General features: G+C 50.3%; 15 protein-coding genes. 1 reads left to right on the top strand and 14 read right to left on the bottom strand.

Annotation, left to right across the window (positions count from 1 at the left end; genetic code table 11):
• Positions 1-1,979 (top strand): copper amine oxidase N-terminal domain-containing protein (locus B3W37_RS16830; protein ID WP_483176504.1); only part of this gene is annotated, 1,979 nt, incomplete at its 5' end.
• Between the two features lie 51 nt (positions 1,980-2,030).
• Here the strand turns inward: B3W37_RS16830 and B3W37_RS16825 are convergent.
• From B3W37_RS16825 to murD, 14 genes are all read right to left on the bottom strand, one after another.
• The gene (locus tag B3W37_RS16825; RefSeq protein ID WP_483176503.1) at positions 2,031-2,168 is read right to left on the bottom strand and encodes a hypothetical protein; all 138 of its coding nucleotides are present in this window, start codon (positions 2,166-2,168) and stop codon (positions 2,031-2,033) included.
• A gap of 22 nt (positions 2,169-2,190) precedes the next feature.
• On the bottom strand, positions 2,191-2,961 hold the full coding sequence (gene sigG, locus B3W37_RS16820; protein WP_481040153.1) for an RNA polymerase sporulation sigma factor SigG: 771 nt from the start codon (positions 2,959-2,961) through the stop codon (positions 2,191-2,193).
• Between the two features lie 157 nt (positions 2,962-3,118).
• The gene (sigE, locus tag B3W37_RS16815) at positions 3,119-3,841 is read right to left on the bottom strand and encodes an RNA polymerase sporulation sigma factor SigE (protein WP_481040155.1); all 723 of its coding nucleotides are present in this window, start codon (positions 3,839-3,841) and stop codon (positions 3,119-3,121) included.
• An 11-nt stretch (positions 3,842-3,852) separates the two neighbouring features.
• A complete protein-coding gene (locus tag B3W37_RS16810; RefSeq protein ID WP_483176502.1) occupies positions 3,853-4,731 on the bottom strand; it encodes a sigma-E processing peptidase SpoIIGA in 879 nt (292 codons plus the stop codon).
• Between the two features lie 241 nt (positions 4,732-4,972).
• Positions 4,973-6,055 carry a cell division protein FtsZ gene (ftsZ, locus tag B3W37_RS16805; protein ID WP_481040159.1) on the bottom strand — a complete coding sequence of 361 codons (1,083 nt, stop codon included), beginning with the start codon at positions 6,053-6,055 and terminating at the stop codon, positions 4,973-4,975.
• A gap of 20 nt (positions 6,056-6,075) precedes the next feature.
• A complete protein-coding gene (gene ftsA, locus B3W37_RS16800) occupies positions 6,076-7,284 on the bottom strand; it encodes a cell division protein FtsA (RefSeq protein ID WP_483168528.1) in 1,209 nt (402 codons plus the stop codon).
• A gap of 88 nt (positions 7,285-7,372) precedes the next feature.
• A complete protein-coding gene (locus B3W37_RS16795; RefSeq protein WP_481040161.1) occupies positions 7,373-7,708 on the bottom strand; it encodes a small basic family protein in 336 nt (111 codons plus the stop codon).
• 3 nt (positions 7,709-7,711) lie between these two features.
• Entirely contained in the window at positions 7,712-8,431 is a 720-nt protein-coding gene (locus B3W37_RS16790; RefSeq protein ID WP_483176501.1) for a DUF881 domain-containing protein, read from the bottom strand.
• A 30-nt stretch (positions 8,432-8,461) separates the two neighbouring features.
• Positions 8,462-9,202 (bottom strand): cell division protein FtsQ/DivIB, encoded by a 741-nt coding sequence (locus B3W37_RS16785; protein WP_483176500.1) that lies wholly within the window; start codon positions 9,200-9,202, stop codon positions 8,462-8,464.
• 106 nt (positions 9,203-9,308) lie between these two features.
• Positions 9,309-10,565, bottom strand: a complete 1,257-nt coding sequence (gene murA / locus B3W37_RS16780; protein ID WP_483176499.1) for a UDP-N-acetylglucosamine 1-carboxyvinyltransferase — start codon at positions 10,563-10,565, stop codon at positions 9,309-9,311.
• Positions 10,566-10,584: 19 nt separating this feature from the next.
• A complete protein-coding gene (murC, locus tag B3W37_RS16775; RefSeq protein ID WP_483176498.1) occupies positions 10,585-12,006 on the bottom strand; it encodes a UDP-N-acetylmuramate--L-alanine ligase in 1,422 nt (473 codons plus the stop codon).
• A gap of 88 nt (positions 12,007-12,094) precedes the next feature.
• The gene (gene murG, locus B3W37_RS16770) at positions 12,095-13,186 is read right to left on the bottom strand and encodes an undecaprenyldiphospho-muramoylpentapeptide beta-N-acetylglucosaminyltransferase (protein WP_483168533.1); all 1,092 of its coding nucleotides are present in this window, start codon (positions 13,184-13,186) and stop codon (positions 12,095-12,097) included.
• A 58-nt stretch (positions 13,187-13,244) separates the two neighbouring features.
• A complete protein-coding gene (ftsW, locus tag B3W37_RS16765) occupies positions 13,245-14,348 on the bottom strand; it encodes a putative lipid II flippase FtsW (protein WP_483168534.1) in 1,104 nt (367 codons plus the stop codon).
• A 39-nt stretch (positions 14,349-14,387) separates the two neighbouring features.
• On the bottom strand, positions 14,388-15,336 hold a 949-nt coding region (gene murD, locus B3W37_RS16760), incomplete at its 5' end, for a UDP-N-acetylmuramoyl-L-alanine--D-glutamate ligase (RefSeq protein WP_483176497.1).

The following is a 15,336-nucleotide window of genomic DNA, read 5'->3' as shown; positions in this document are numbered from 1 at the left end:
TTCCTTTGCTCGCCATCGCTGCTGAAACATCAAAAAGCCAGGAGACGGTGATGGTTTTTATCCTCGACAACAACACCTATACCGCCAATGGCGAACTGATTGTTATGGATGTCAGCCCTACCATTATTGAAAGCCGGACCATGCTGCCGATCAGATTTGCCGCGACTCCCCTGGGCGCTGATGTGGCCTGGGATAATGAAACCAGAAAAGTAACGGTGTCATTAGGTGAAACCAAAATGGAACTATGGATTGGGCAAAGCAATGCATTGGTCAATGGAAAAACTGTTCCCATAGATCCTGACAATGTCAATGTAAAACCCCTGATTATCAACGGGCGGACCATGCTGCCCCTCCGATTTGTTACGGAAACCCTGGGCTGTGACGTTCAATGGGAAGAAGTCGCCAGAAAAGTAACCATAACCAAAACAGGCTCATCAGGCGAATCAATCGTTAAGCCTGTTAAGCCTATTCTCCCATCGTTGCCGGATATTAAAGAGACCCCCTCGGTAGTTACGCCCGTAAAACCAAATATCACTCCGATGATTTCAATCGATATCAGTAAACTCAAAGGTACCTGGGCAGTTGAGCAGGTTGGAAAAGCTTATAAAGTAACTATGAATGAAGCGGATATTCCTGTAGTTATGCGGGTGGGCAGAGGATATGATGTCTTTGGCAAATACGCATCGGTGGATTCGTTAAAGCAGCCGGTTTTAGATACTGGGAAGCTCATCCAGAGCCAAAAAATGGAACGAATTCGTTATGATGAGGGCGTAAACAGTCAAAATATCAGCGAATCCATCCGGTCATACAGCAATAACATGTCGACCAAAATCAGCGCCTCGGGCAGCTATTTTGGCTTTGGCGGTTCGGTTAAGGCTAATTTTGATTCGGCACGCACCCAAAAACTGAACAACTATTTTTCCACCTATAGCTATGTGGTTAAAAAGTACGGCGTATACGTCAACGGAACGGCCGACTTAAAAGACTACCTCACCGCTGATGCCAAGCAGATGCTGAATGACAGCAGCATTTCCGCCAATACGGTTTTTGCCAACTTCGGCCAATACGTACTTGTCGATACGATTACCGGAGGCAGAGTTGATTATAGCATTACTGCCAGTTCCAAGGCGTCAACCAGTTATGAAAACTTTAAAACCGCTACAAAAGCAGACTTTAATGCCGTCATATTCAGCGCCGGGGGCAGCGCCCAATATCAAAACGTCAAAAACAAATCCACGTATGACAGCGACAAAGAGCAAATCCTCCACAGCTATGGCGGCGGTTTCGCTCTGAATATCAATCAATTTATAAACGATCCCCAGGCACTGACTAAATGGGAAAGCACATTGGAGGACAAGGGTACGCTGGTCGATTTCGGCAATACCACCGCCAGGGCTCTCGTGCCTATTTGGGAGCTTTGCAGCGATCCGGCCAGGGCCGCCAGCCTTAAAGCCGAATTCGAAAAGCTGAATCTGGCCCAGGGAAACCAGTGGCCTGTGCAAAAATATGTAACGGATATCGTATTCGTCGCAGACAAAAACGAATGGAACGCAAGAAGCCAATGTCCTCCCGGGTATCAGCTGATCAATGCTGACTTGAACGCGGGTGCAGGCGGGAATTTCATCTATTTGTGCTATAAACTGGGAGAAAACATCGATGAGGCCTATACCGATTTCTTTATGGAATACCGGGGAAGTTCGGCGGGCTCGGAGACAAACCCCATGAACCACAATTCGAACTACGTTAATTATACGCGAAATGGCATGGATTTAAATTGGGGTTCGGGCGGAAAGTTTATCTATCTGTGGACGAGCAAAGCGAATACTTTGCCGCCCATAACGGATATTACAGTGGTTTTCGATAATCCGGATAACGTTAACCCCGATTGGCCCAGTGTATATTGGCAGAATACCCAAAGCCCGGCTGATGTCAATAAAAGTGTAGGCGGCAAGTTCATATATATTAAATACATCAGATAATCAAGGGACAAATGGGGACGGGGAACCAATGGGAACGTCCCCATTTGACATTTATTCAGCGGGCAGTTCTATGCGCACCAGGTTGTCTACCGTAAAGGCATTTTCAACCGCCAATAACTCATGGGTCAAAGGCATCAACAAACCTAGAACGGCCATAACCAAAAACATCGTTATGATTTTGTTGCCCATATTCTAGCCTCCTAGCGCACCTTCAAATATACTTTTTAAGCTGTTTGAGGGCAGCTTTTTCCAGGCGGGATACTTGAGCTTGGGAAATGCCTATTTCATCGGCAACCTCCATCTGGGTCTTGCCCGCGAAAAATCTTAGTGAAACGATATGCTTTTCCCGCTCATTCAGCTTTTTCATGGCTTCTTTGATGCTGATTTCCTCCAGCCACAGATCATCGGTGTTCTTGTCATCGCTGATCTGGTCCATTACCAGAATCGGGTCGCCGCCGTCATTATAAATAGGTTCAAATAGTGACACCGGATCCTGAATGGCATCCAGGGCAAACACCACCTCTTCGCGGGGCAGTTCCAGCTCTTTGGCGATTTGAACCACGGTCGGCTCGGAAGAATGATCCGAGACCAGCCGTTCTCTGACCTGCAGGGCTTTGTAAGCGATGTCGCGCAGAGAGCGGGAAACCCTGACCGGGTTGTTGTCGCGCAGGTAGCGCCGGATCTCCCCGATGATCATAGGCACCGCGTAGGTGGAGAAACGCACATTCTGGCTCAAATCAAAATTATCTATGGCTTTAATCAGTCCGATGCAACCCACCTGGAATAGATCGTCCACGAATTCCCCGCGGTTGCTGAAACGCTGTATCACACTTAAAACCAACCGCAGGTTGCCCTGTATCAGTTTATCCCTGGCCTCCTGATCACCCGACTGAAACTCCTTAAACAGCACTCTCATCTCATCATTTTTCAGCACGGGAAGTTTGGAGGTATTGACCCCGCATATCTCAACTTTATTGATCAAGCCGGTTCCTTCCCTTCATAGCATTTGCATTGGCACTCATAAAAAATAGTGCTATTTTAAGCACTATATTCCCTTAATTAAATTGTTTACGTAGCAGCCCGGATTTATTCGCTATTTAGCGGGGACAGACGATGAAGTCTGCCCCAAATTCCCGCCTTTATTCGATTTTTCGAATCTCTCGCTGCAGCCTTTTCAGGATTCTTTTCTCCAGGCGTGAAATATAGGATTGTGATATCCCTAAAATATCGGCCACTTCCTTCTGGGTTTTTTCCAATCCATCCCCCAGGCCGAAGCGAAGCTGAATGATGGTTTTTTCCCGGCTGCTCAATTTATGCATGGCCTGCCACAAAAGGCTCTTTTCCACTTCATGTTCAATGCGTTTGTAGATCATGTCCCCGTCAGTTCCCAGAACATCGGACAGCAAGAGTTCATTGCCGTCCCAATCCACGTTAAGAGGCTCATCCAGGGAGACTTCGCCGCGGTTTTTCAGATTTCGGCGCAGGTACATGAGGATTTCGTTTTCAATGCAGCGCGAAGCGTAGGTGGCCAGTTTGATATTCTTTTTCGGTTCAAAGGTATTGACCGCTTTGATTAGGCCAATAGTGCCGATGGAAACCAGGTCTTCAATGTTGATACCGGTGTTTTCGAACTTTTTGGCGATATATACCACCAGGCGCAGGTTATGCTCGATCAGTTTGGCTTTTACCCCGGCGTCGCCCTGCTCCAGGCGCGAAATCAGGCTCATCTCCTCATTCTCTTGCAGCGGTGGAGGCAATACTTCTGTCGAGCCGATATAATGAATGAACTGTGGTATCCTCTTCCTGATGTACAGCCTGATGAGGCTCATCTGCCAGTTCTTTAACAGGTCTCTGATTCCCATAGCATTCCCTCCTATCCTTCCACCATATCCGCGGGAATCAACATCTGATAATTGCCCTGCGGATTCAACTGTTCCCGGTAGATTCCTATTACCGCATTTTTGTGCATTATATCTTTGGAGCCGATATTCAACACCACCTCATCGGCCCGGACCCCCAACAACATCCCATTTTTTCTTCCGATGGAAGAAAAGGGTATCAGCCTGAGGCGGTTTGCCCAGCTGCTGGCAATGATTTGCTCCAAAAGGGCCTCTTCGCTCTGATCCTTTTCCACCATATTTTGCAGTTCGAGGGGCAGACACGGTTTTATCAACCCATATTCCGCCACAATTACCGGTTTCCTGGTCAGGGGATCTTTGAGCGAGTTGCCGGTGTCCACAAAGCCGTGGCCCATGCAATGTTGTTTGCCGAATCTCAAGACCACCTGAAACTTTAACAGCCCGGGAAGAAGATGGTCTTTCACGTAGCGGCCCGCGAACAGTCCGATAGCCAGGGCGGCCAATACCGCCACCACAATCCAGATAGCCGGGAAAAACCGGGCCACTTCGGTGTCTGCAAGCAGTGAGGAAAAGGCGATGGTAGCCCCTGCTACGGTGAAATTGATCAGGTAAAAGTACAGCAGGACCTTGCTGTAATCCTGCCAGCGGGCAGGTTTGATGGCCAGAATGACCATAATTACGGAGACCACGATTTTGCCGGTCAGGCTGAAGATCAGGCTACCCGCCAGCCATACGTAACCCACCGCATAGGCCGCCCCCAGCACCGATGCCACCGCTATACGGGAATGTTTTGGTTTAAGCCCCGACAGCCTGGCGGTAGCCCACAGGATTATAAAATCCATTATGAAATTATTGAGAAAGGTCAGGTCCAAATAGACTTTGGGATTGTTCAATTCGCCTTCACCTTTTTAGTTAATTCCGGTGGTTTTGTAAGTTTTTATTCACTATAAACATTCATATTCTTGCTCTTGGGCTCACATGCTTAACAGATTATACCAGAAGGGGGTGAACATAATTTGTTGGATTTGCCCCGGACTGACCCACATTCTTATCCTATAAAAAACAAAAAACCGAGAATTCACATTCCCGGTTCCAGCTGGTTTGATTATCTGCTTATATAATTAAGCCCAGGCGTCATCTATTGTCCGAGCGCTTACGGCTGCGCAAAAAGGGCGGAATTTCGAGGTCGCCTTTTTCCGTAAAAGTAGGTGGGGCGTCAATGCCCGCTCTGCCTTTGGTGGTCTCGCCCAGTCTGGGCTTATAGGCGCTGAATCCGGTGGCGATCACGGTGACGCGCACCTCATCTTCCAGGCTCTCTATGATATTGGCGCCGAAGATGATATTGGCTTCCGCGTCAACCGCCTGATGAATAATCTCGGCCGCTTCATAGATCTCGAACAGGGTGAGGCCTCCTCCCCCGCTGATGTTAAACAACACCCCTTTGGCTCCGTCGATGGAGGTTTCCAATAACGGGCTCGAAATGGCCATACGGGCAGCTTCCGCGGCCCGGTTTTCCCCTTTGGCGGTGCCGATGCCCATCAGCGCCGAGCCGGTATTTTTCATGACGGTTTTGACATCGGCAAAGTCGCAGTTTATGACGCCGGGTACAGCGATGAGATCCGAAATGCCCTGCACGCCCTGGCGAAGAATGTCATCGGCGATGCGGAAGGCATCGTTAAAAGCGGTATTCTTCTCTACCACCTGCAGCAGGCGGTCATTGGGTATAGTGATCAGGCTGTCCACTTCTTCACGCAGGTTATGTATACCGCTTTCCGCTTGCGAATTGCGCTTGCGGCCTTCAAAAGTAAACGGCCGGGTAACAACACCTACTGTGAGTGCACCCAGCTCCCGGGCTATTCTGGCAATCACCGGCGCGCCGCCTGTGCCGGTGCCGCCGCCCATCCCTGCGGTTACAAAAACCATATCGGCTCCCTGCAGGGCTCGTTTGATTTCATCGGCGTTCTCTTCAGCCGCTTTGAGTCCGATCTCCGGGTCGGCGCCCGCGCCCAGACCTTTGGTCAGCTTTTCACCTACCTGGATCTTCTTGTCCGCTTTGGAAATCCACAATGCTTGCGAATCAGTATTTACAGCTACGAATTCAACCCCTTTTAAACCGGCTTCAATCATGCGATTAATGGCGTTGTTACCGCCGCCGCCGATTCCTATGACTTTGATGTCAGCAAACTGTTGCATCTCAACGTCAAAATCCAATGGCATTAAATAACCTCCTCTGTCCTTTACCTAAAAAAATCCTTATACCATTCGCCCATTCTGTCAATCAAGCTTGACAGGCCACGTTTGTTTTCAAATTTATGAGGCCCCATGTGCCGGGCTGCACAGATTAAACCGCCCACTGCCGCACCGTAGCAGGGCCGTCTGTATTCGCTGGCTAAGCCTATCACCCTATCCGGAGCCCCCAATCTTACTGGAACTCCCAGATATTCCTCAAACAACTCCGGCATGCCAATTAGTTCTGCCCCGCCTCCGGTGACTACAATTCCGGCCGGTATTCTATTAATGGCATCAAACTGCCTCAATTCCCTATAAACCATTTGCGCGATTTCCAGAACCCGCGCTGAGATGATCTCGGCGACCAATTGCTGAGAAACCTGGTGCCCTGGCTGGCCCTGAACGTCTTTTATCTCTATCACTGCATCATCGTCTGCTTGTAAAGCCGTTATCTCACTGCGTTCTTTAAGGCTGGCGGCCTCCTCCAATGAAGTTTTTAGAATAATAGCCAGATCTTTGGTAATATGCTCCCCTCCCAGGGGCAAGACCGAGGCACATAACAGGCTGCCCCGTTCAAATACGCTGACATCTATGGCGCCTCCACCGATGTCAACCAGAGCCACCCCCATCTCCATTTCAGTAGGCATCAAAACTGCCTCCGCTGTCAACAGGGGATTGAATACTAAACCTTCGACCTCCAGATTGATTCTGCCGGCGCTGCGCTGCAAGTTTTGAACCGCGGCAATGGCAGCAACGATAACCGTAATCTCTGCTTCCAGGCGGCTTCCTACCATTCCTACCGGTTCCTTGACCCCGTCGTATCCGTCGATGATGTATTGACGTTCCACGACCTGCACAATACTTTTATCAGGCGGAAGGGAAATGGTCTGCGCCGAATGCAGAACTCGGCTCTTATCATCCTGGGATATCTCGTAGCTGGGGGTTCCTACTGCTACGACGGTATGATTATTGATTGTTGACAGGCTGGTCCCTGAAAATCCGATTAAGGCCCCGCTGATTTCCATACCGGTCAGCCTCTCCAGGGCATTCAAAGCCTCTTCCATGCTCTGGGCGGCAGATTCGATGTCAACGATGTGACCCTTTCTTATCCCCCGGGCAGGCAGAGCTGATATACCCAAAATGTTAATTTGATCTACTGCAATCACTTCAGCCATGGCGGCTTTGATAGTGTGGGTCCCTATGTCCAGGGCAACCACTATATGGCGGTTTTTAATAGTGATTCCCCCTTACTTTAATACCTACATAGAAATACCACAAAATCCTGGATATTCCTTTATTTTGGTACTAATATTTTTTCATGAGATATCGACGAATTATCGCCAAATTTTGGAACAATCGTACTCCAAAGACCAAGACCGCCGCCAGGTATAGATCAACCCCCAAACGGTCCCCTAAATAGGCCATACCAGCCGCCAATAAGGCATTTATAACAAAACCGGTTACAAAAATGGTGCTGTCAAAGCCGTCTTCCATATAGGCGCGAATGCCCCCAAATACGGAATCCAGGGCCGCCAGTATGGCAATAGACATATATTTTGCATACAGCACCGGAAATAGCACCGGCATCTGAAATCCGATAAATAATCCTATTAATAAACAAAAAATAACTACCAGCCACATTTTCTATTCCGCCTCATTCGTAGTGATTACGGGTACAGCATGGGTAAATTTCATGGCCCCGTTATAAGCAGGCAGCTCCAACTTGTCCGCCTTCTGCAGGTTGGTCTGCACCCCCAGATATTTGAGGGTTTCCAGATGGCCGCCCCTGATGTTTAATCCGCTGGTCAGCATTTCGGGATCCCCGATGGCCTTTATCTCATAGGGCGGACCGATGCGGGCCCAGTTGACCAAAATCAAGGTACCGGCACACCTTATCTCTGAAATTGCGGTGAGGCGCTCGCCATTTACCGCAATGGCTTCAGCCCCTGAAGCCCGCAATTCATTGACTAAGGTCAAAAGGTCATAATCATGTACAATTCCATAGTTGGGGTTTTCTCCGGACTGCAGGGTGCGGTTGCTGTCATTCAGGGTCAGGAGGACACCCGGCCCGCTGACCGCAACCTTTCCGGCTGCCATATTGGCCTTCATGACCTCGTCCTGCAGATCGGCCATGGCCTCGTCAACCTGACGGATTTTCTGAAGTTTGTCGCTCAGGGTTTGCACTTCTTCGGCCAAGGCATCGCGCTGTTTGGTCACTTCGATGAGACTCTGGCTCAGTTCTTCGACCCGCCCCGGCATGAGAGTGTCATTGATGTTTTCCTGGGTCTTGAACTGTATGGCTAACAAAATACCAAGGATTAAAGAAACTATTGCAATCGTTATTTGAGCATTTCGGCTTCGCATTTTACCATCACCTTTTTAACCGCCCCATATTTAATCAAGTGTTTTAACAACCGGTTGACCTTTGAAACGCAGGTCAACATAGCTAAGCGGGCTTTTGCCTTGCTTCTCATAGTCCTTTTCTATATTTATAATTTGAAGCAGGGACTGTACCTTATCTGCTAATCGCTCCAGATCGCCAAAAAGAATCTCTGTCCCGTGGTTGGTATATAAGATCACCTCTTTACTCTCATTGACATAATGATAGTCGGAGATGTCAACCCGGGGTTCAACTGGGATGGCCTCCCAGATCTGGCGAATGGCCGCGATTGCTTCGGGATCTATCACTTGTCCTAAAACCACTTGCTCGGGTTGTTTGTCCATAGTAATTATACAATATTGATCTGGGGAAAAAATATTTAACTTATCGATGACAACGCCCTCCTGGTCGATGCATAAAAACCCGCCCTGACAAGGAATTAAAGCCCAGGCCTGCCGTTCGCTGACCTGAATCTCCAGGTGCCTGGGCCAGTGTCTGATTACCTTGACATCCTGAACCATGGGATGCACCTTCAGGGCTTGACTGATTTGCTGCCCGTTGACCGAGAAGATATTCAGCCCGGTCTGCAGTCCGGAGAGCCGAATAACCTCCGCGGATCCCATTCTTTCTGCCCCTTGCACAGTAATCTGATCGATGTAAAAGAAAGAACTATGCATAAACAGGAAAATAGAAATGAGACTGACCAAAAGGAAAACCGTATATTTTACAAAACTATAATTCCATTGATTCTTCATAAGCTGCCTCTGCCCCTAATTGCTGGATAGATTATAGCAGAATTCAGTGGTAAAATCATCTGCCTGACTGGATTCCCTATACTCTTTCTGTTGGATTTACCGGCCTTCAGGGCGCGGGCTTGCGCTGTACATCTGCGCCTAGATTGTGCAGCTTGCAGTGCAGTTTTTCATAACCACGGTCTATGTGTTCCAGTTTGCCTACTCTGGTCTCTCCGCGGGCTTTCAAACCGGCTAAAACCAGTGCGGCTCCGGCGCGCAGATCAGTGGCCTCCACGGCAGCCCCTTCCAGGTATTCTTTTCCTTTGATAATGGCTACCCGGCCTTCTATTTTAATCTCCGCTCCCATCCTTCTCAATTCATGAACATGCATAAAACGGTTCTCGAAAATAGTTTCAACCATAATGCTGGTTCCCGGTACGGTGGACATCAAGGCCATCATCTGCGGCTGCATGTCGGTGGGGAAGCCCGGATAAGGCATGGTCTTAATGTCCGCACTGTGCATGGGCTGATGCCCCGACACCCTGACCCAGGAGCCGTTAGAACTGATATCCACACCGATTTCGCGAAGTTTGGCTACCAGGGATTGAATATGCTCCAATACTATATTGTCGATCATAACATCGCCACTGGTAATGGCGGCAGCCACCATGAAGGTTCCGGCCTCGATGCGGTCGGGGATGACCGTGTGCTCCACTCCGTGGAGCCTGTTCACCCCTTCAATGCGTATGGTATCCAGCCCGGCGCCTCGTATTCTGGCCCCCATACGATTGAGGAAGTTCTGCAGGTCGATAATCTCCGGCTCCCTGGCGGCATTGCGCAAAGTAGTGATACCAGGGGTTAAGGACGCTGCCATCATAATATTTTCTGTTGCCCCCACACTGGGGAAATCCAGCAAGGTCTCCTGCCCGCCGAGGCTCTCAGCTTCTCCAAACATGACTCCGCACTCGTCGGTGATATGGTACCCCAAAGCTCTGAACCCCTTGAGATGGAGATCCATGGGCCGGCTGCCGATGGCACAGCCACCCGGGTACGCTACCGCAGCCTTTTTAAAACGGGCCAGCAAAGCGCCCATCACCAGGTTTGAGGCCCGCATCTTCCTGGACATGGACTCAGGCAGTTCGACACCGTTCACGTTACGGCTGTCTATGATTAATACGTCATTTTCTCTCTTAACTGTCGCTCCCAAAAGCCTTAAGACATCAGACATCACATTTATATCTTCCAAGTCGGGAACGCCGCATAGCACCACTTCGTCAGCCGCCATCAGGCTGGCGGCCATAATGGGCAGAGTGGCGTTTTTGGAACCACTGATATGAACCTGGCCTTTCAGGGCGACGCCACCCTTGATATAGAAATTATCCAATATAGCACCCCCACAGGTGTTAAATCTTTTCTAAGATGATTGGGCCCAGCTTCCAAACATCGCCGGCTCCCATGGTAATAATCAGGTCCCCCTTTTGGGATTGGCCCGCCACCAGAGGCGCCAGCGCCTCTTTATCGGGCACATAATAGACTTTGGCTTCAGCCCCGCGGGCCGCATCATAGACGATCTGCGCTGTAATCCCGGGAATTACCGGTTCACCGGCTGAGTAAATATCTGTAACAAAGACCGTATCGGCTCCGACCAGGGATTTGCCCAGGCGCTCTCCCATAAGCTGGGTGCGGGTAAAACGGTGGGGCTGAAAAATCACTGTCAGCCGCCCCTTATGAGCCTGCCGAGCCGCCGCAATGGTAGCTTCGATCTCGGTAGGGTGATGGGCATAATCGTCTATTACAGTGATGTCATTCTTCTGTCCCACCAGATGAAAACGCCGCTTGGCGCCGCTGAATTCCTGCAAAGCCCGGGCTGCGGGTTCATAAGGCAGGCCCAGCTCACAGGCAGCTGCCACTGCGGCTATAGCGTTAAGGGTGTTATGCCTGCCCGGGACCGATAGATGCAGACTGCCCAGACGCAGACCGCGTTTAAAAACCTGGCATCGGGAGCCCATCTCCCTGGCTTCCCAATCGGTGAAATAGTAGTCGTTGGCAGTCCCTTCACCGTATGTCACTACACGGGATGACACCTCCTGAGCCAGCAGCTTTTGTACCTCGGTATCATCCCCGCAGACTAAGGCGAAGCCACCGTTTTTTACGCAATCGAAATAGCGCCTGAATGCTTTGAGAATGTTTTCTGTAGATCCGTAAAAATCCAGATGATCATCTTCGATATTGGTGATTACCGCTATATACGGTCTCAATTCCAGAAAGGAGGCATCGCTTTCATCGGCTTCAACTACGCAATAGGGACTTTTGCCCAAACGCGCCCCCAACTGGCTGCCCTGTAATTCTCCCCCCAAAATAAAAGTAGGATCTAGACCGGCTCCGCACAAAGCCTGAAAAACCATTGAGGTTGTGGTGGTTTTGCCATGGGCTCCGGCCACGGCGATGGTCTGCAGGTCGTTCACCATATAGGCCAGCATTTGGCCCCTTTTTAGAATGGGGATGCCGCTCTCACGGGCGGCGGTCAATTCGCTGTTGTCTTTCGGAATGGCTGAGGAAGCCACCACCAGATCAACTCCGGGTTTAAGGTTGGCTGAAGAATGCCCCAAGTAGACAGTAACGCCCTGGTCCGCCAATTTACGGGTAACATCTGTACTCTGCAGATCTGAACCGCTGACTTTAAGTCCCTGCTCTGCCAGAACCTTGGCGATGCCGCTCATCCCGGCTCCTCCAATCCCGACCATATGCACCCATTGCACCGACGAGGCGGTCATTTCCTCATCTCCTTCCCTATTTCGATAGTATCTACAACCTATAGTATGCATCTTTGATAAAAGTGGTTACATAGTGTTCCTTAAGCCTGTCCATCTTTCACCCGTTTAAAATAGCCGGGCCGGCCGATTGGCTTGATGTTCAGGACAGTATAATGTTCAGGATATCATCTAATGCGTTCGGTTTGGCTTCCTTTTTCATATTGGCTGCCATGAAACGCACTTGTTCGGGCTGATGGCGCAGACTTTCAATTTTTTCATAGAGAGTATCCCCATCCAGGAACTCATCGATAATCATCTCGACTGCCTTTTTTTCCAGCAAAGCCCGGGCGTTCTTTTCCTGGTGATTGTCGCTGGCATAAGGATAAGGCGCCAGAACAGCCGGCAAGCCAAGCACGGCCAGCTCGCTCAAGGTGCTGGCTCCGGCTCTGCATACCGCCAGGTCGGCCGCTGCCAGCGCATCTTCGATATGATCCAAATAGGGTTTTAACACCAGCTTGACTTTACTTTGCCCTAATTGCAGGCCGTTCACCTGCTCCAAAAGCTCTTCATACTGCTTGTGCCCGGTCATCCATATCACCTGGGAACGCTCCGCCCTGATCCTGTCCAGGAAGCCCAGCATGGCGCGGTTAATGCTGGCGGCTCCCTGGCTTCCTCCAAATGCCACCAGGGTGAAAACATCAGGCGAAAAACCCCATTTGTCATAAGCTTGAGCTCGATTTACGCTAGTGATGGCCTGGCGAACCGGCAGACCCGTAATTTCAATGCGTTTGGCCTGCAGGTGCCGGGCCGCTTCCTCAAATGTCAGCATAACGCAGTCTACCCTGCCGGCTAGATGCCGGTTAGCCAGTCCGGGCTGCGCATTCTGTTCATGGATATAACTGCGGCAAGAAAAAAAAGTGCTGGCCAGCACCACCGGGAAAGAAGCGTATCCACCCGTGCCAACCACCACGTCCGGCTTAAACTCTTTTAAAATATCCCAGCCTTGAAAAAAACTCTTGGGGAACTTGACCAGGGATTGGGAGGCCTTGAGCATTGAAGAACGGTCGATGCCGGCTATGTCTACTGACGCGTAGTCAAACCCCCGCTTGGGGACGATGTTCTTTTCCATCCCCTGCCGGGAACCGACATATAATATTCTGGCGTCGGGAAGACGCTCCTGAACACCTTCAGCGATAGACAACGCCGGGTAAATATGCCCCCCGGTCCCCCCGCCGCTAATAATCATTTTCATATTTTTGCCGCCTCACTTTTTATGCTTCCCCGGGCAGAGGATGAATAGGCAACCTTTGTCAGCGGTTTATGCTATACCTGGAGATGTTTAGCAATAAACCGACCCCAATCATGGTAAACAGCAAAGACGAACCCCCGTGGCTGATAAAGGGCAAAGTAATACCTGTCACCGGCAAGACCCCACAAACCACCCCGATGTTAATCGCGGCTTGAAAGGTTATTAAAACAGTGATTCCGGCCGCCAACAGGCTTCCGAAGTTGTCGGGGGCATTTATGGCTATCTTGAAGCCCCGCCAGGCAAACAGCAAAAACAGCGCGATGACCACTATAGCCCCCAAAAACCCGAGTTCTTCGCCCAAGATAGCAAAAATAAAGTCAGTATGCTGTTCCGGCAAGTAAAAGAATTTCTGGCGGCTGCGGCCCAAGCCCATGCCGAATAATCCCCCTGAACCCAGGGCATAAAGGGACTGTATGGTCTGGAAGCCCTCGTCGCTGGCATACTTCCAGGGATTGGTAAACGCTATCAGGCGCTCCAGACGGTAAGGCGCAACCGCGATGGCCGCGAAAACTGCGGCCAGCCCTGCGACAGCTATGCCTCCCAGGTGACTCCATCGCATGCCCGCCACCAACATCATAAAAAATATGGTTGCCGCCACCACAAATGTGGTTCCCAGGTCGGGCTGCAGCATGATCAATCCACATATAACGGCCAGTATGCCCAGATACGGCAGAACCCCTTTCGCAAAATCCTTCATCTTGTCTATATTCACTTCCATAGTGCGGGCCAGAAACATAACCGTAGCCAGTTTTGCCAGTTCTGAAGGGGCGAACAGTCTGACATCGCCGATACCCAGCCAGCGGCTGGAGCCCTTGGCTGCGATCCCCAGCGGCGTAATTACCAGAACCAGGCAGATCAGAGCAATAATCATGGCCGGCAAAGCCAAACCTTTTAATTTGTGATAATTGATTTTCATAGTGATCAACAGTGCGCAAATGCCGATTACGGACCAGATAATCTGGCGTTTAAAGAAATAATAAGCATCGCCATAGCGGACACTTGCCGTAACCGCACTGGAACTGAACACCATTATAAGTCCTATGCCTAATAAGGTTAATGCGGTTATAAATAAAATTAAATCAGGGGGTCCTTTTTTTAATCTCAAGCGTCTGCCTCCAGCAAAATTACACTTAATCCCGGGCTCTTAGCGGTTCACCAGCCCGCAGAAGACATCTCCCCGTTGTTCGTAATTGAGGAACATATCCCAACTGGCACAGGCCGGAGAAAGCAGTACCACATCTCCGCTCCGGGCCAACTGCCGGGCCTGGTTTACGGCCGCCTCCAGGGTATCTACCTCATATATATTCTGGAAATCAACATCCATGACTGCTTGGCGAATCTCATTGCGAGCCTCCCCCAGCAAGATCAGGGCTTTTACCTTCTGTTTGACAAGCGCTGCCAGCTGATCAAATTTACTGCCTTTATTACGCCCCCCGGCAATGAGTATAATCGGCTGCTGAAAGGCATCCAGGGCCTTCATGACCGAATCCGGATTGGTAGCCTTGGAATCGTTTATGTATAAGACGCCGTCAAGAGTGGCGGCTTCCTCCATGCGATGCCGCACTCCGCGAAAGGTCTTGAGGGCCGAGCCGATGGCCTCAACGGCAACCCCGCAGCAAAAGGCCATACCTGATGCGCATAGAATATTTTCCATATTGTGGCTGCCCCGCAGCAATACTTCATCCCGCCCGCAAACCGGATATAGCGCTCCTTCACTGGCTATGACAATCTGCCCGTCATCCAGGAAAACCCCCTGTTTCAGCAATTGTTTTTGAGAAAAAAACCATACCTGTGCCGGGCAAACAGCAGCCATTTCCCGAACAGCTGCATCATCGTAGTTTAAAAGGGCCTGATCGCTTAAATCCTGATTTTCAAAAATGCGGGCTTTAGCGGCCGTATAGGCCGGCATACTCTTGTGCCTATCCAGATGGTCCGGGGTGATATTGAGCATTCCGCTCACCCGGGGATGGAACTCACGAATGGTTTCTAACTGAAAGCTGGACATTTCCACCGCTATGATCCCCTCAGGCATTTCTTCCACCAGGCTGGTCAGAGGTGTGCCGATATTGCCGCCGGCGGCTGCACGGCGGCCG

It is taken from the genome of Syntrophomonas sp. UBA5494 (assembly GCF_002426325.1).
This window is presented reverse-complemented; position numbering and strand designations above follow the sequence as displayed.